The sequence below is a fragment of the Lysobacter soli genome (assembly GCF_009755585.1).
GTDB classification, from domain to species: domain Bacteria; phylum Pseudomonadota; class Gammaproteobacteria; order Xanthomonadales; family Xanthomonadaceae; genus Lysobacter_J; species Lysobacter_J soli.
Window position 1 is genome coordinate 657,206 of the sequence record NZ_CP046603.1, and the last position, 15,597, is coordinate 672,802.

The following is a 15,597-nucleotide window of genomic DNA, read 5'->3' on the forward strand; positions in this document are numbered from 1 at the left end:
CGGAGCTCACGCCGACGGCGTGACGCATCCCAGCGCGGACAGCACCGCGTGCAGTTCGGGCACCTGCATCAGCCACGGTGCCGACAGCGTCAGCAGTCCGGCGACCATCACCAGTCCCGCGCCCGCATTGCGCCAACGCGTCTGCAACCAGCGGCCTAGGCGCGCGCCGCTCCACGTCAGCGGCAGCATCACCGGCAACGTGCCGACGCCGAACGCGAGCATCGTCAGCGCGCCGTGCAGTGCGCTCGCCTGCAGCCACGCGGCAGCGAGCAGCGTCGTGCTCAGCCCGCACGGCAGCCAGCCCCACAACACCGCCAGGCCGATGCGCTTGGCGCGCGAATCCGCCGGCAACATCCGCTGCTGCAGCGGACGCAACCACGCCCACATGCGCGCACCTGGGCCGCCGAGCGCCGAGAAACGCCCGCGTCGATCGAACAGACGCAGCGCGACGACGATCAACACCAGCCCGACGAGCATGCGAAGCGCGGTCGCCAGCCCGTCCATCCGCGCGACACCGACGATGCCGTGGCCGAGGCCGCCGGCGATCGCACCGGCGATGACATAGCCGCCGATGCGCGCGAGGTTCGCTTCGAGCGCCGGCGCGATCGAGCGTCGCACCGTCGCGGCTCCAGCGCGCTGCGCGCTCACGGAAAAGCCCGTCGCAATGCCGCCGCACATCGCCGCGCAGTGCGCGCCGCCCAGCAAGCCGCTGAGCGATGCCGCGCCGAGCGTCAGCCAGTCAATCGGCATGCTGATCGACCTCAGTGGATTCGCTCGCCGGATCGCGAACCGGCGACGGCAGCGGGTCTTCGCGCAAAATGTCGATGGCCGGCGTGTCGAGGTCGTCGAACTGTCCGCGGCGCACCGCCCAGACGAACGAGGCGATCGCGATACCCAGCAGCACCAGGCTGATCGGCACGAGCAGCAGCAGGATGTTCATGCGGCTCTCCTTTCGTTGCGTTGGCCGCGGCTCAGCCGCAGCGCGTTCAGCGTGACCAGCAGCGACGAGCCGGCCATGCCGAGCGCCGCGATCCACGGCGTCACGTGTCCCGTCGCGGCCAGCGGAATCGCCAGCACGTTGTAGCCCAGCGCCCAGGCGAGGTTCTGCCGGATGATGCGCTGCGTGCGCCGCGCGACCGCGATCGCCTGCGGCACGCGCAGCAGCGACGGGCTGGTCACGACGAGATCCGCCGCGCGCTGCGCGAGGGCGGCGCCTTCGGCCATGGCGAGCGAAACATTGGCGCCGGCGAGCACGGGCGCGTCGTTGATCCCGTCGCCGACCATCGCGACCACGTCGCCGCGCGCCTGCGCCTCGCGCACGCGGGCGAGCTTCTGCTCGGGCGATTGCCGCGCCAGGACGTCGTCGATGCCGACCTGTCGTGCGAAGCTCGCGACCGCCTCGGTGGCATCGCCGCTGCACAGTTCCACCGCGATGCCGGCCTCGCGCAGTGCGGCGACGGCCTCACGCGCGCCATAGCGCATGGTTTCGCGGACGGTGATGCGCGCGAACGCACGCGTCCCGTCGCCGAGCCACAGCGCGCCATCGTCCGCCTGTCTGGCGGCGAAGTCCGCGCGGCCGAGGCGCCAGCGCACGCCTTCGATATCGCCTTCGATGCCGCAGCCGGCCACGGCCTGCACGCCGTGCGCCGCGCGAGCGGCCGCGATGTGCGCGAATGCCTGCGCGAGCGGATGCGCGCTGCCGCGCTCGAGCGCGGAAGCGATCGACAGCGCATCGATCGCGTCGAGGTTCCCGAATGTCGCGACGCTGTCGAGCTCCGGACGCCCGTTGCTGAGCGTCCCCGTCTTGTCGAGCACGACGCGATCCACGCGGGCCAGCGTCGACAGCGCATCCTCGCGTACGCCCAGCACGCCGATGCGGGCGAGGGCGCCGTGCGCGGTCGTCAGCGCGGTCGGGATGGCCAGCGACAGCGCGCACGGGCAGCTCACGACGAGCAGCGCGAGCGTGACTTCGAGCGCGCGTGCGGGCTCGTGCACGTGCCACCACGCAAACGTCGCGACGGCGCACAGCAGCAGCGCGACGACGAATCCGCCGGCCACGCGTTCGGCCGCCCGCGCCAGTCGCGGACGTGCGGATTGCGCCTGTTCGACCAGACGCGTGAGCTGCGAAAGACGCGTGTCGGCGCCAGTGCGCACGACGCGCAGGCGCGCCGCGTGCTCGCGGCAGACGCTGCCCGCGAGCGCGGCGTCGCCGGCTTCGCGGCGGACCGGTGTGGATTCGCCGGTGATGAGTGCTTCGTCGAAGGACGCGGCGCGATCGAGCAGCACGCCGTCGGCGGGCACCGCTTCGCCCGCCGCCACGCGCAACACGTCGCCGATGGCGATTTCGCCCAGCGGAACCTGCTCGGTCGAGCCATCCTTGCGTTCGCGCAGCGCGAGTGCCGGACGCGCCCGCGCGAGCGCATCGACCTGCGCACTGGCGATGCCCCGCGCGCGCTGTTCGAACATGCGCGCCACCAGCAACAGCAGCACGAACATCACCGCCGCGTCGTACCAGACATGCGCGCCGCCGCGCAGCGTTTCGACGAGGCTGGCGACGTACGCCAGCAGGGTCGAGCCGGCGATGAGCGTGTCCATGCCGACACGGCGGCCACGCAGTTCGCGCCACATGCCTTCCAGGAACGGCCAGCCGGAATAGAAGACGACCGGCGTGGAGACGAGGAAGGTGATCCAGCGGAAGAAATCGCGCGTGGCGACCGGCATCTGCTGCGCGGTGTCCAGATACAGCGCTTCGGCGAACATCATCGCCTGGATCGCGCCGAGTCCCGCTACGCCCAGTCGAAGCAGCCAGCGGCGGCGTTCGCGGCGCTGCGCCTGTTCGCGCGCGTCGCCGGTCGCCAGCCACGGGCGATAACCGAGCGCGGCGAGTCGTTGCATCAGCGTCGACAGCGCAACGCGCTGCGGATCCCACGCGACCACGACGCGACCGGTCACCGCATTGGCGCCCGCGTCGAGCACGCCGGGATGCCGGCGCAGTGCGCGATCGATCAGCCACGCGCAGGCGGCGCAGCGCATCGCGTCGGTGAGCACGGTGATCTCGCGGCCGCCGGGAACGACGCGCGCGTGTTCGGCGAGCACGACGTCGCGATCCCACGCGCCGAAGTCCGACGCATCGACCTGCACGCGCCCGGCGGGCGAGGTGCGCAGCGCGTAGTAGTCGCCGAGCGCGGCTTCGCGGATCCACGTCGACGCCGCAGCGCAACCGTTGCAGCAGAACGAGCGGTCGCCGTCCCGGATGGCGTCGGACGCGAGCGTCTCGCCGCAGTGGTGGCAGGCGCCGATGTCGGCGGTGCGGGTATCGCGCAGGGGCAGCGCCGCATCCATCGCTATTCGCCTGTGAGCGCCGGCGCCAGATGCGCTGCGCCCTGACCGGCGACCAGGCGGCCCCGGAGGCGCCACTGCGCGTCGGCGGGCGTGAGTTGCAGCAGCCAGTCGTGGCCGGTTTCGAGTGCGAGATCCGCGTGCCAGCCGAGTTCGCTGGGCTTCAAGTCGACACGCACATCACGCGAGGCATCGCTCGGATGCGAGAGCGTGAGCAACAGCGGTACATCGCGCGGCACGTCGCCATTCGCGAACCCGCCGCCGACGGGCAGCAGATCGACCCCTTTCGCGTCTACATGCAGCACGGCCGATAGTTTCATCGACCTTGCGCGCTCGTCGGGACCGAGTTCGGTCGTCTGGATCTGCGCCGTGCGCTGCACGGTGTCGATCACCGCATCGTCGCCACCACTGCGCAGCGCGACGACGACGAGCCCGACGCCGGCCACGATCGACAGCAACGGAAGACCGATGACCAGCCACATCACGGGGTTGCGGAATTTCACGGCCAGGCTCATCACATCGGTCCGAAGAAGGTCGAGGCCACGTCGGCGTTCGCGGCACCGTCGACGCGTTCGACATGGAAGGTCACCGCCTGCTTGCCGCGGACGCCCTCGGGCGCGGACAGCACCAGCGGAAGGTTGAGCACCTGCTCGGCGTCGGCATTCACCGTCTGCGGCCCGCCGCGTAGTTCGATGCCGGCCGGCGCCTGTACCCGGATGCGGAACGCACGTGGCGCGACATCCTTGTTGACGAGCTTGAGCGTGTAGGTGTTCTCGATGCGATCGTCGGCGGCTTCGCGATAGAGCGCGTTGCGATCGCGCAGCACCTCGGCGATCAGCGGGCTGCGATGGCCTACGCCCCACGCCCACGCCGCGCACAGCGCCAGCAGCAGCACGCCATAGAGCAGCACGCGGGGACGCGCCACGCGTGTGGGCTTTCCGTCGATGGCGTTCTGCGTGGAATAGCGGATCAGGCCCTTCGGGTAGCCCATCTTGTCCATCACCGAATCGCAGGCGTCGATGCAGGCGCCGCATGCGATGCACTCGTATTGCAGGCCGTTGCGGATGTCGATGCCGGTCGGGCAGACCTGCACGCAGATCGTGCAGTCGATGCAGTCGCCCAACTGCTCAGGGTCGAACTTCGGCAGCGGCTGCGCGACGAGGCCGACGTCGGTGACGGCGGTCGTGCCCGCGGCACCGAGCGTGACCGCGTTTCCTTGCCGCGCCGCGCGGAAAACGTAGTCGTAGGCGGTGGCGGGATCGAGCAGGCCGCGGGCGCGTTCCAGCACGCTGCCCAGACCGCGCTTGCGCGGGCCGCGCGGTTCGCCGCGCATGGGGTCGTAGGCGATGATCAGCGTGTTGCGGTCGAACATCGCGCTCTGGAAACGCGCGTACGGGCACATGTACTTGCAGACCTGTTCGCGCAGGAAGCCCGCGTTGCCCCACGTCGCCAACGCGTAGAACAGCACCCAGAACGTTTCCCAGCCGCCCCATCCCGGCGCATTGCCAAAGAACAGGGCGCGTGCGGCGAGGTCGGTGATCGGCGTGAAGAAGCCGACGAAGGTGAAGCCGGTCCACAGCGCGAACACCAGCCACAGCACGTGCTTGCCGCCCTTGCGCAGCAGTTTGTGGCCGCTCCACGGCGCGGCGTCGAGCTTCATGCGCGCGTTGCGGTCGCCTTCGGTCCAACGCTCCATCCACAGGAACACTTCCGTCCACACCGTCTGCGGGCACGCGTAGCCGCACCACAGGCGCCCGGCAATGGCGGTGAAGAAGAACAGCGACAGGCCGGCGATGATCATCAGCACGGCGAGCAGGAAGAAATCCTGCGGCCAGAAGTTGAGGCCGAACACGTAGAACTTGCGTGCCGGCAGATCGAACAGCACCGCCTGGCGGCCGTCCCAGCGCAACCACGGGAACACGTAGAACATGCCCAGCAGCACGACGACCGCGACGTTGCGCCAGGTCTGGAACACGCCGCTCACGCTGCGCGGGTAGATCTTCCGCTCGCTGACGTACAGCGCGTTGCCGCCGTCGTCGAGGAGGTCGATCGAGATCTTCTTGTTCATCGCGGTATGGACTACTCGGGCCGCAGCGGCCCGTTGAAACGGCTGGCCGGGCGCAGCAGCACCCAGGTGAAGGCGCTGGATGCGGCGGTGGCGATCCAGAACATGAAAAAGCCCAGGCTGTACCCGAGCGTGCGTGTCATCGGCAGGTGCGGGAAGGTCATGTCGCGCAGCGCTAGCGGATCTACGTACGCGAAGAACACCATCGTCGCGACACACGCGGCGAAGAAGCTGGGCCACAGGATCGCCCCGAGCCGCTGCGAGAGCGGTCGGGGCGGGTGGTCGAATCGCGGTGCTGGCTGGCTCATGGCAGCGTGCTCGCCTCAGTAGTTCAACGTGTCGCGGTCACCGTCGACTGGGTGGGATGCGACAGCGACCAGACATACGCCGCGGCCAGGCGCGAGCGCGTCTCGCCGAGCGTGTTGCGCCACGCGGGCATCACGCCGTGGCGGCCGTTCTCGATGGTGTGGCGCAGGCTCTCGCTGCTGTTGCCGTAGAGCCAGTAGTCGTCGGTGAGGTCGGGCGCACCCATCGCGGTATTGCCCTTGCCGTCCACGCCGTGGCACGCGATGCACACGCCGTTGTAGAGCGCCTTGCCCTGCGCGGCCATGTAGTTGTTCTGCATGGTGTCCGGGTTCGACAGCGTGCGGACGTAGGCGACCACGTAATCGACCGCGTTGTCGCCGCCCATGCCGGTGAGCACCTTGCCCCATTCGGGCATTACGCCTTCGCGGCCTTCCAGCACCGAGTGCAGCACGTCGTCGGGCGTGCCGCCCCAATGCCAGATCTGGTCGGTGAGATTCGGGTAGCCAACCGCACCCTGCGCCGTGGAGCCATGGCAGGTCGCGCAGGTGTTGTTGAAGATCGAACGGCCCAGCGCGACGGCCTTCGGATCGCGTGCGATCACGTCGATCGACTTGCCCGCGTACGGCGCGAAGGTCTGTTCGAGCTTCGCATCGTCGCGCGCCTTGTCGGCGGCCTGTTCGCGTGCGGACGTCCACTTCGCCACGCCCGCGAACGCGCCCAGTCCCGGATACCAGACCAGGTACACGATCGCGAAGACGATCGTGATGTAGAACAGGTTCACCCACCAGCGCGGCATGGGCTTGTTGTACTCGGTGAGGTTGCCGTCCCACACGTGGCTGGTGTCGGTGGGGGCGGGATCGCCCGGCCGGCGCTTGCCGGTCCACCAGATCAGCCAGACGCAACCGAGGATGTTGATCGCGACGATCGCGATGACATAGATCGACCAGCCGGTGGTCATTGCCGTTTCTCCCGGTCTTCATCGAGCGGCAGCTGCGCGGCCGCGTCGAATTCGTTCTTGCGCTTCGGGCTCCAGGCCCACACCCAGCCGGCCACGAACAGCACCAGCAGGATCGTCGTGACGATTCCGGACAGCATGGTCAGCCTCCCCTTGGAGCGTGGCGGCCCAGGCCCTGCAGGTAGGCGACGACCGCATCGAGCTCGGTCTTGCCGTCCACCGCGGCCGGCGCGCCGGCGATGTCGTCGGCGGTGTACGGATCGCCGATGGTCTTGAGCGCCTTCATGCGCCGCTGCACCTGTTCGCCGTCGACCTTCGCCTCGGCGAGCCACGGGAAGCCGGGCATGTTGGATTCGGGCACGACGTCGCGCGGGTTGTGCAGGTGCACGCGATGCCAGTCGTCGGAGTAGCGGCCGCCGACGCGCGCCAGATCCGGCCCGGTGCGCTTGGAGCCCCACTGGAACGGGCGGTCGTACACCGATTCGCCCGCGAGCGAGTAGTGACCGTAGCGCTCGGTCTCGAAGCGCAGCGTGCGCACCATCTGCGAATGGCAGTTGTAGCAACCCTCGCGGACGTAGACGTCGCGGCCGGCGAGTTCGAGCGCGGGATACGGCTTCACGCCGGGCAGGGGCGTGATGGCTTCGGCCTGGTGCATCAGCGGGACGATTTCCGCCAGGCCGCCGAAGGACACGGCCACGGCGATCAGCACCGCCATGAGGCCGACGTTGGTTTCGACTTTCTCGTGTGAATGGCTCATGTCGTCGGCCTCAGGAGATCGTGCTGGCGTGTGCGCTGGCCGCATCCGGCGGCATCACCGGCGTGGGCACGAGGTCGCGCGCCTGCTGCCAGGTGCGGATCACGTTCCAGGCCATCACGAACATGCCGGACAGCACGATCAGGCCGCCGAGCAACCGGCCGAGGTAGTAGGGATACGTCGCGTTGAGCGCCTCGACGAAGCTGTAGGTGAGCGTGCCGTCGGGGTTGGTGGCGCGCCACATCAGGCCCTGCATCACGCCGGCGATCCACATCGACACGATGTAGAACACGACGCCGACCGTGTGCAGCCAGAAGTGCAGGTCGATCGCCTTCACCGAATACATCCGCGTCTGGCCGAGCAGTCGCGGCAGCATCGAGTAGACCGCGCCGACGGAGATCATCGCGACCCAGCCCAGCGCGCCGGCGTGCACGTGGCCGACGGTCCAGTCGGTGTAGTGCGACAGCGAGTTCACCGTCTTGATCGACATCATCGGACCTTCGAAGGTCGCGATCATGTAGAACGACACCGCCACGATGAGGAACTTCAGGATCGGATCGGTGCGCAGCTTGTCCCACGCGCCCGACAGCGTAAGGATGCCGTTGATCGCGCCGCCCCAGCTGGGCGCCAGCAGCACCAGCGAGAACACCATGCCCAGCGACTGCGCCCAGTCCGGCAGCGCGGTGTACTGCAGGTGGTGCGGGCCGGCCCACATGTACACGGCGATCAGCGCCCAGAAGTGCACGATCGACAGCCGGTACGAATACACCGGGCGGTTGGCCTGCTTCGGGACGAAGTAGTACATCATCCCGAGGAAGCCGGCGGTCAGGAAGAAACCAACCGCGTTGTGCCCGTACCACCACTGCGCCATCGCATCGACCGCGCCGGTGTAGAGCGAATACGACTTGCCCAGCCCCACCGGCATCGCCATGTTGTTGACGATGTGCAGCAGCGCGACGGTGATGATGAAGGCGCCGTAGAACCAGTTGGCGACGTAGATGTGCTTCACGCGCCGCTTGACGATGGTGCCGAAGAACACGATCGCGTAGGACACCCAGACGATGGTGATCAGGATGTCGATCGGCCATTCGAGCTCGGCGTATTCCTTGCCCTGCGTGAGGCCCAGCGGGAGCGTGATCGCCGCGGCGACGATGACCGCCTGCCAGCCCCAGAAGGTGAAGGCGGCCAGCTTGTCGAACGCCAGCCGCACGTGGCAGGTGCGCTGCACCACGTGGTAGCTGGTGGCGAACAGCGCGCAGCCGCCGAAGGCGAAGATGACCGCGTTGGTGTGCAGTGGCCGCAGGCGGCCGTAGCTCAGCCACGGTACGTCGAAGTTGAGCGCCGGCCAGTACAGCTGGGCGGCGATCAGGACGCCGACCGCCATGCCGACGATGCCCCAGACCACCGTCATCGCGGTGAACTGGCGCACGATCTTGTCGTTATAGGTTTCTGGTTGGGTATGCATGATGGACACTCCCGAGCGGCAGGGCCGGGGTCGGCGGCATGTTAGGAACCCGTTCATGCGCCGCGCTTGATTTCGATCAAAGCGTCGGCTACGCGATTCAAACGCAAACGGATGAGCCCGGCGGACCGTTCGGCGGCTGCCGGCGCGGTCCTGTCATGCAGCGGGGTGTGTCGGTCAGGCGCCCACGGCGTGCGGCTGGATGACACCCGTGGCAATGCCGACGGCCACCAGCGCGATCAGGGCGACCGATAGGGCGATGCGGCGGGTCAGTGCATTGACCGCGCGCTTGCTCTCGCCGCGGTCGGTGAGCATGTAGTACAGCGCCGCGCCGAGGTTGTAGACGATCAGCGCGAGGAAGCCGACGACGAGCAGGGTCTTCATGTCAGCTCCGGGCTGTGGCGGTCGAAAGGGAACGCAGCCGCGCGAACCAGCGCATGCGCAGAAGCAGCGCCGCGGCCATGAGGCCCAGGTAGAGCCCGTACGCCAGCGAGGTCGCGAACACCTGCTTCCACATCGGGCCGAAGCCGGCATCGGCGTGCGCCATGCCCCAGTACATGCCGGCGAAGGCCGCGGCCGTGGCGGTTGTCAGTGCGATCGAATCGAACGCGAACCGCGCTGGCCCTCGCGGCTGCCGCGGGTAGCGCCAGAACAGCACCGACAGCACCGCGAACCACGGCGCGAACAGGATCAGGGCGAGATGCAGCTGTACGCCGGTGGACATCGGGCACTCGGAAGGGGCTCGAACGGTGCGCGCAGTCTAGGGCGACCGTATCAGTTCCAGTAGAATCAGAAAGCCGATCGAAAAACCGTATCAGTTGCCCGAGGACGCCCGGTGAAGCGCTACGAGGCCCTGGCCGAGGATCTGGCCCGCTCCATCCAGTCCGGCGCGTTCCGTCCGGGCGAACGCCTGCCATCGGTGCGGCAGACCACCACCGCGCGGCGCATCAGCCCATCCACCGTGTTCCAGGCGTACTACCTGCTGGAAGCGCGCGGCCTGATCGAATCGCGCGCGCGTTCGGGTTATTACGTGGCGGCGCGGCCGTCGCGACTTCCGCCGGAGCCCGAGACGTCGTCGCGTCCCGACGGCGACTCGCGGCCGGTCGACGTGAGCGAACTGGTGTTCGATGTGCTGCAGTCGGCGATGCATCGCGACCTCGTCCCGTTCGGCTCGGCGTTCCCGAGCCCGCTGCTGTTTCCGCTGCCGAAGCTCGGTCGTGCCGTCGCCGCCGCGGCGCAGGATCTCGACCCTTGGAGCACCGTCGACGACCTCACGCCCGGGCAGGCCGAACTGCGCCGTCAGATCGGCCTGCGTTACCTGATCGACGGCATCGACGTGCCCGCCGACGAAATCATCGTCACCAACGGCGCGCTGGAGGCGCTGAACCTCGGCATCGCCGCGGTGACGCGGCCCGGCGATGCGGTGCTGGTCGAATCGCCGTGCTTCTACGCGGTGCTGCAGTCGCTGGAGCGCAACGGCCTGCGCGCGATCGAAGGCCCGACGCATCCGCGCGACGGCGTCGATCTGGACGCATTGGAACAAGCCATCGCGCGCCATTCGCCGCGTGCATGCTGGCTGATGCCGACCTTCCACAATCCACTCGGCGCGACGATGCCCGACGACGCCAAGCGCGACCTCGTCGCTCTGCTTGCACGTCATGGGATTCCGCTGATCGAGGACGATGTCTACGCCGAACTGCATTACGGCGCGCGCCGTCCGTTACCCGCGAAGGCATTCGATCGCGACGGCGGCGTGATCCACTGCTCGTCGTTCTCGAAGTGCCTGGCGCCGGGTTATCGCATCGGATGGGTGGCGGCGGGGCGCTTTCGCGACACCATCGCGCGGAACAAACTCACCACCACGCTCAACACCAACGTGCCCGCGCAACGTGCGATCGGCCGTTACCTGCAGGGCGGCGGATACGACCGGCACCTGCGTCGCTTGCGCGCGACGCTCGCCGAGCAGCAGGCGAAGTACATCGAAGCGATCGCGACGCACTTCCCGGAAGGCACGAAGGTCACGCGCGGCACCGGCGGCTACTTCGCCTGGATCGAGCTGCCGGAAGGCCGCGATGCGCTGGCACTGCATCGCCGCGCGCTGGAGGCGGGCATCAGCATCGCGCCCGGGCCGATCTTCTCGGCCAGCCGGAGTTTCCGCAACTGCGTGCGCATCAACTACGGGCACCCGTTCGATGCGCGGACGGAGCAGGGGTTGAAGACGCTGGGCGCGCTGGCGTAGTTCTTAGCCCCTCTCCCGCTCGCGGGAGAGGGGTTGGGGTGAGGGCAGCTTTCGCGGCGCGTCCAGGTCGTTCTGGCAGACGCCTATACGACGCGCGAATATTTGGCGCTCGTAGCATGCGGCTGCCGCAGATATGCGTCGAAACACATCGCGATGACGCGCAACAGCAGCCGCCCCTCGCGCGTGGCGACGATACGATCCGGTTCGATCCACACCAGCCCGTCGTCCTGCAGCGGCTGCAGGCGCGCCAATGCATCGGCGAAGTAGTGCGTGAAATCGATGCCGTGCGCGCGCTCGATCGCGCCCATCGACACTTCGCCCTGGCACATCAGGCGCTGGATGACGTCGGCGCGAAGTTGATCGTCCGGACTCAGGCGCAGCCCGCGCCATACAGGAAGCCGCGGCGCGTCGATCGCTTCCTCCCATGCGGGAAGTTCGCGTGGATTCTGGCTGTAGCTGTCGCCGATGCGGCTGATCGCGCTGACGCCGAAACCGATCAGGTCGCAGTCGGCGTGCGTCGTGTACCCCATGAAGTTGCGGTGCAGTCCGCCGCGCGCCTGCGCGAGCGCGAGCTCGTCGTCCGGCAGCGCGAAGTGGTCCATGCCGATGTAGACGTAACCTGCCGCGGTCAGCCGCTCGATCGCAAGGCGCAACAGGTCGAGCTTGAGTTCGTTCGACGGCAGGTCTTCGGCGCGGATCTGCCGCTGCGGTTTGAAGAGCTCGGGCAGGTGCGCGTAGCTGTACACGGCGAGCCGATGCGGGCGCGCCGCAATCACGACGTCGAGCGTGCGGGAGAACCCGTCCAGCGTCTGCAAGGGCAGTCCGTAGATCAGGTCGACGTTGACCGACCGCATGCCGTGCGCGCGGCACGCGTCGATGATCGCCAGCGTCGCGCCGACGTCCTGCTCGCGATTCACCGCGCGCTGCACATCCGGATCGAAATCCTGCACGCCCAGGCTCGCGCGGTTGAAGCCGGCGTCGGCGAGTTCGGCGATATCGTCGGGCGTGAGTTCGCGCGGATCGAGCTCGATGGAGATGTCGCGTTGGCTGTCGTCGCTGAAGCGGAAGTGGTCGCGCAGGTCCTGCACGGTCGCGCGCAGCTGCGTCGGCGTGAAGAAGTTCGGCGTGCCGCCGCCGAAGTGCAGCTGCACGACTTCGCGATCCGGATCGAACAGCCCGGCCATCATGCCGATCTCGCGCGCGAGCCGCGTGCGGTACGGCTCGCTGCGCGCGCGGTCGCGCGTGATGACGCGATTGCAGCCGCAGTAGAAGCACGGGTTCGTGCAGAACGGGACGTGGACGTAGAGCGACAGGCGGCTGGGAATCGGATCGCCGTTGCTGGCTTGCGCCGCGTCACGAAGCTGCGCAACGTCGAAGTCCGGGCTGAACTGGGGCGCGGTGGGATAGGAGGTGTAGCGCGGCCCCGGGCGGTCGTAGCGGCGCAGGAGTTCCGCGGGAAAGGTCGGCGCAGTGGACATGCGCGGAGCCTATCGACGGCCATCCGCCGGGGTTTGACCTCGATCAATTCATCGCGGCACCCAACCGGCAACCCTACGGACACGGGTTTCCGGCCGACAAGCGGCCGCCCTCCGTTCCGTCCTCGTTCCAGCGCGGTGCCTAGAATCCGCGGGATGAACCGGTCCCGCGCCGTCGCCGTCGCGCTGATCGCGCTGTCGTTCGCCACTGTGGCGAATGCGCGCACGGTCTACCGCTGCGTGCGCGACGGCACGGTCAGCCTGTCCACCGCGCCCGAGCCCGGTTCGCGCTGCACCGCCAGGCAGATCGACGACAACGCCGCGAGCGTGCCGAACCTCTTCGGCACCGGCGAAGCGGTGAGCGGCGTGCTGTACGAACGCGTGCAGGACGGGAAGACGGTGTACGGGACGCGCAAGCTGCCCGGCTCGGTGAAGGTGCTTTCGTTCACCGTGCCCGCGCCGCCGGGCGAGCCGGCGCACGAAGGCCTGGGGCGCGTGAGCCCGCCGCGTCTGGACCGCTATCCGAAGCAGTTCCGCGCGGCGTCGAAAGCGACCGGCGTCGATGAAGCATGGTTGCGCGCCATCGCACACGCCGAGAGCGATTACGACGCCATGGCGGTTTCGGCGAAAGGCGCGCAGGGCGTGATGCAGCTGATGCCCGACACGAGCCGCGAATATGGCGTCATCGATCCGTTCTCGCAGGACGAATCCATCATGGCCGGCGCGCGCCACCTGCGCGCACTGATGCGCCGCTATCGCAACGACATGACGCTGGTGGCCGCCGCGTACAACGCCGGCATCGGTACCGTGGCGCGCTATGGCGGGGTGCCGCCGTATGCGGAAACGCAGGCCTATGTCGCGAAGGTGAAGGCGCTGTACGGCAACTATCGCGCCGCGCTCGACAAGCCACTGGCGAAGTCGCGCGCGAAGGCGCTGACCTCGCCGTAGTCCTCACGCCATCGCCTTGCTCGATTCGTATGGCAGATGCGTGCCGCCCGCGCCGGTGATGATGTTCTCCGTGCGATCGAGGAAGTCCTTGTCGCCGTCAAGCACAACGAGGATCCGCCCCGCCTGGATTTCATCGTCGAACTTGCGGCGGATCGGATCGGGCAGCGACGAGCCCACCAGCGCCGACGCCCACGAGCCCACCAGTGCGCCTGCCACCGCTGCCGCGGCTGCGCCGGCGAGCGTGAGACCGATCGGCGTGATGACGATCGCCGCCAGGCCCGCCAGCAGGCCCGCGGCGCCGCCGTATCCGGCGCCGCGCATGGCGGCGGGAATGAGGTCGGTGTCGGCTTCCTTGTACTCGTTGGGAATGGCGTCCAGCTCGATGTCCGAACGGGCGACGAGCAGGATGTCGTCGTCGTGCACGCCGGCGCCGCGCGCGGCGTTCATCACCGCTTGCGCGGTGGCCAGGTCGGGCGTGCTGAAAACATGGCGGACTTTCATTTCTGCCTCCGTCATCCGTGGCGCTGGCATGCGGCGTCGATGGCCGCAGCTTTGCCGCGCCGCGGTTACTGGGACGTGATGAACGCGGGGCTCGCGCGGGCGGTGCTAAGGTGCGCGCACCTTCCAATACGGGATGCTGGTCATGCGTGGATCCATGCGTTTTTCGATGCTCGCCTGCGTGATCGCCGCGTGCACGTTGACGGCGTGCAACGCGCCCGCGCCACCCGCGTCCGAGCAGGCGCAAGCGCAGGCCGCCGATACGCCGCAGGTCACCGCCGACACCTCGTCGCAGCCCGCGCGCTCGACCGACCAGCCGGCGCCAGGCGAAGCCGCCGCACCTGCCGCACCCGAGGCCACGCCGGCCGCATTCGTCGACAAGGTGTGGCGCGTGAAGTCGTCCAGCGCGGTGGAGGCGGACACGGTGTATGCGTTCCTCGCCGACGGCACGCTCGTCATCGATTCGCCCAACGGCACGCCAATGCACGGCCAGTGGCGCTTCGAGGGCGGCAAGTTGACGATGGTCGAAGAAGGCCAGTCGTATCCCACCGATATCCTTCGCCTCGATGCGAGCGAACTGCACCTGCGCAGCCACAATCCCGGCACGCCGGTGGACATCGTGCTGACGCTCGCGCCGGACGAACCGCTGCCGAAGGCGAAGTGACGATGCTGCCCGCGATCGACGTCCAGTGCCCGTATTGCGGCGAACCGCTCACGTTGTTCGTCGACGATTCGGCCGGCGCGCAGTCGTACGTCGAGGATTGCCACGTGTGCTGCAGGCCGATGCTCGTGCGCGTGCGCATCGATGAGGACGGCGGGCTCGACGTCGACGTCGCCCGCGAGAACGAGGATTGAAGGGCGCGGTCAACGCGGCAATGGCCACCGCGTTGACCGCGTGCCCGATGAAGGTTGTGTTGCGTTCAGCGAAATCGCACTCGTCGCAACCGCGATAACTTCGGCGCAGGTCACATTCGGGCGCGTCGCGCGTCACCGATCGACCGGCTTCCTAGCCCCCTCGCGCGCCGGAATGGTTAAGGGAACGTTCCCTTAACTCTCGCCGAAGCGGAGTCGTTCATCACCTCCCGTGCAAGGTCGAATCGTGCGGCACGCCTTGGGCAAGCACGCGCAGAACTTCCTTCATTCCAGGAGACATCCGCATGACCCTCAAGAACCGCAAGCCGCTGATCGCCGCCGCCCTGGTCGCCATGCTCTCGGCGCCGCTGGCGTTCGCGCAGAGCACCACGCCGCAGTCGTCGCAGGATCCCGCCGCCGCGTCGGCTGACCAAGCCGGTGCGAGCGGTGCCAGCGCCACGCAGGGCTCGGCGAACTCGTCCGGCAAGAAGAGCTGGTCGGACGTGGACACCGACAAGAACGGATCGCTGAGCAAGTCCGAGGCGTCCAGCGTCCCGGCGCTCGGCCAGGTGTTCGATCAGGCCGATGCGGACGCCGATGGCGCGCTGACCGCCGACGAATACAAGGCCTACGTCGCCAAGGCGCAGGGCGGCCCGGCCGGCAACAGCGGCGGCAAGTAAGCGCTGCACACAGGCACCACGTCC

19 protein-coding genes are annotated in these 15,597 nt (G+C 68.4%); 5 read left to right on the forward strand and 14 right to left on the reverse strand.

Features of this window, described 5'->3' with window-relative positions:
* Window positions 1–6 precede the first annotated feature (6 nt).
* The 12 genes from GOY17_RS02910 to GOY17_RS02965 all read right to left on the reverse strand — a co-directional run bounded on the left by GOY17_RS02910 (window position 7) and on the right by GOY17_RS02965 (window position 9,605).
* Entirely contained in the window at window positions 7–750 is a 744-nt protein-coding gene (locus tag GOY17_RS02910; RefSeq protein ID WP_157029262.1) for a sulfite exporter TauE/SafE family protein, read from the reverse strand.
* On the reverse strand, window positions 740–940 hold the full coding sequence (ccoS, locus tag GOY17_RS02915) for a cbb3-type cytochrome oxidase assembly protein CcoS (protein WP_157029263.1): 201 nt from the start codon (window positions 938–940) through the stop codon (window positions 740–742). The genes GOY17_RS02910 and ccoS overlap by 11 nt, the downstream gene beginning before the upstream one ends.
* Window positions 937–3,342, reverse strand: a complete 2,406-nt coding sequence (locus GOY17_RS02920; protein ID WP_157029264.1) for a heavy metal translocating P-type ATPase — start codon at window positions 3,340–3,342, stop codon at window positions 937–939. Before GOY17_RS02920 ends, ccoS begins: the two co-directional genes overlap by 4 nt.
* Before the next feature lie 2 nt (window positions 3,343–3,344).
* Window positions 3,345–3,854 carry a FixH family protein gene (locus GOY17_RS02925; protein WP_157029265.1) on the reverse strand — a complete coding sequence of 170 codons (510 nt, stop codon included), beginning with the start codon at window positions 3,852–3,854 and terminating at the stop codon, window positions 3,345–3,347.
* Window positions 3,854–5,407, reverse strand: a complete 1,554-nt coding sequence (locus GOY17_RS02930; protein WP_157029266.1) for a 4Fe-4S dicluster domain-containing protein — start codon at window positions 5,405–5,407, stop codon at window positions 3,854–3,856. Before GOY17_RS02930 ends, GOY17_RS02925 begins: the two co-directional genes overlap by 1 nt.
* Window positions 5,408–5,418: 11 nt before the next feature.
* Window positions 5,419–5,712, reverse strand: coding sequence for a hypothetical protein (locus tag GOY17_RS02935; RefSeq protein ID WP_157029267.1), 294 nt, complete (start codon window positions 5,710–5,712; stop codon window positions 5,419–5,421).
* A 23-nt stretch (window positions 5,713–5,735) separates the two neighbouring features.
* Complete coding sequence (ccoP, locus tag GOY17_RS02940; protein ID WP_157029268.1) at window positions 5,736–6,668, reverse strand: cytochrome-c oxidase, cbb3-type subunit III; 933 nt, start codon at window positions 6,666–6,668, stop codon at window positions 5,736–5,738.
* Entirely contained in the window at window positions 6,665–6,805 is a 141-nt protein-coding gene (locus GOY17_RS02945; protein WP_115841254.1) for a cbb3-type cytochrome oxidase subunit 3, read from the reverse strand. The genes ccoP and GOY17_RS02945 overlap by 4 nt, the downstream gene beginning before the upstream one ends.
* Before the next feature lie 2 nt (window positions 6,806–6,807).
* Entirely contained in the window at window positions 6,808–7,422 is a 615-nt protein-coding gene (gene ccoO, locus GOY17_RS02950) for a cytochrome-c oxidase, cbb3-type subunit II (RefSeq protein ID WP_157029269.1), read from the reverse strand.
* Window positions 7,423–7,432: 10 nt separating this feature from the next.
* Window positions 7,433–8,884, reverse strand: a complete 1,452-nt coding sequence (gene ccoN, locus GOY17_RS02955; protein ID WP_115841490.1) for a cytochrome-c oxidase, cbb3-type subunit I — start codon at window positions 8,882–8,884, stop codon at window positions 7,433–7,435.
* A 174-nt stretch (window positions 8,885–9,058) separates the two neighbouring features.
* Window positions 9,059–9,265, reverse strand: coding sequence for a twin transmembrane helix small protein (locus tag GOY17_RS02960; protein WP_115841256.1), 207 nt, complete (start codon window positions 9,263–9,265; stop codon window positions 9,059–9,061).
* Window position 9,266: 1 nt separating this feature from the next.
* A complete protein-coding gene (locus GOY17_RS02965; RefSeq protein ID WP_157029270.1) occupies window positions 9,267–9,605 on the reverse strand; it encodes a hypothetical protein in 339 nt (112 codons plus the stop codon).
* Between the two features lie 111 nt (window positions 9,606–9,716).
* Between GOY17_RS02965 and GOY17_RS02970 the strand changes: the two genes are divergently transcribed.
* Window positions 9,717–11,120 (forward strand): aminotransferase-like domain-containing protein, encoded by a 1,404-nt coding sequence (locus tag GOY17_RS02970; RefSeq protein WP_157029271.1) that lies wholly within the window; start codon window positions 9,717–9,719, stop codon window positions 11,118–11,120.
* Between the two features lie 83 nt (window positions 11,121–11,203).
* On the opposite strand, the gene hemN is transcribed toward GOY17_RS02970, so the two are convergent.
* Window positions 11,204–12,598 (reverse strand): oxygen-independent coproporphyrinogen III oxidase, encoded by a 1,395-nt coding sequence (hemN, locus tag GOY17_RS02975; RefSeq protein WP_157029272.1) that lies wholly within the window; start codon window positions 12,596–12,598, stop codon window positions 11,204–11,206.
* A 153-nt stretch (window positions 12,599–12,751) separates the two neighbouring features.
* On the opposite strand from hemN, the gene GOY17_RS02980 reads away from it, so the two are divergent.
* Complete coding sequence (locus tag GOY17_RS02980; protein WP_157029273.1) at window positions 12,752–13,543, forward strand: lytic transglycosylase domain-containing protein; 792 nt, start codon at window positions 12,752–12,754, stop codon at window positions 13,541–13,543.
* A gap of 3 nt (window positions 13,544–13,546) precedes the next feature.
* Here the strand turns inward: GOY17_RS02980 and GOY17_RS02985 are convergent, their stop codons facing one another.
* The gene (locus GOY17_RS02985; protein ID WP_115841491.1) at window positions 13,547–14,044 is read right to left on the reverse strand and encodes a hypothetical protein; all 498 of its coding nucleotides are present in this window, start codon (window positions 14,042–14,044) and stop codon (window positions 13,547–13,549) included.
* A 142-nt stretch (window positions 14,045–14,186) separates the two neighbouring features.
* Here GOY17_RS02985 and GOY17_RS02990 point away from each other — a divergent pair, with 142 nt between their 5' ends.
* The 3 genes from GOY17_RS02990 (at window position 14,187) to GOY17_RS03000 (ending at window position 15,573) form a co-directional block, all read left to right on the forward strand.
* On the forward strand, window positions 14,187–14,705 hold the full coding sequence (locus tag GOY17_RS02990; protein WP_157029274.1) for a hypothetical protein: 519 nt from the start codon (window positions 14,187–14,189) through the stop codon (window positions 14,703–14,705).
* A 2-nt stretch (window positions 14,706–14,707) separates the two neighbouring features.
* Window positions 14,708–14,896, forward strand: coding sequence for a CPXCG motif-containing cysteine-rich protein (locus GOY17_RS02995; RefSeq protein WP_115841262.1), 189 nt, complete (start codon window positions 14,708–14,710; stop codon window positions 14,894–14,896).
* A 302-nt stretch (window positions 14,897–15,198) separates the two neighbouring features.
* The gene (locus GOY17_RS03000) at window positions 15,199–15,573 is read left to right on the forward strand and encodes an EF-hand domain-containing protein (RefSeq protein WP_157029275.1); all 375 of its coding nucleotides are present in this window, start codon (window positions 15,199–15,201) and stop codon (window positions 15,571–15,573) included.
* The last annotated feature ends 24 nt before the right edge of the window (window positions 15,574–15,597 follow it).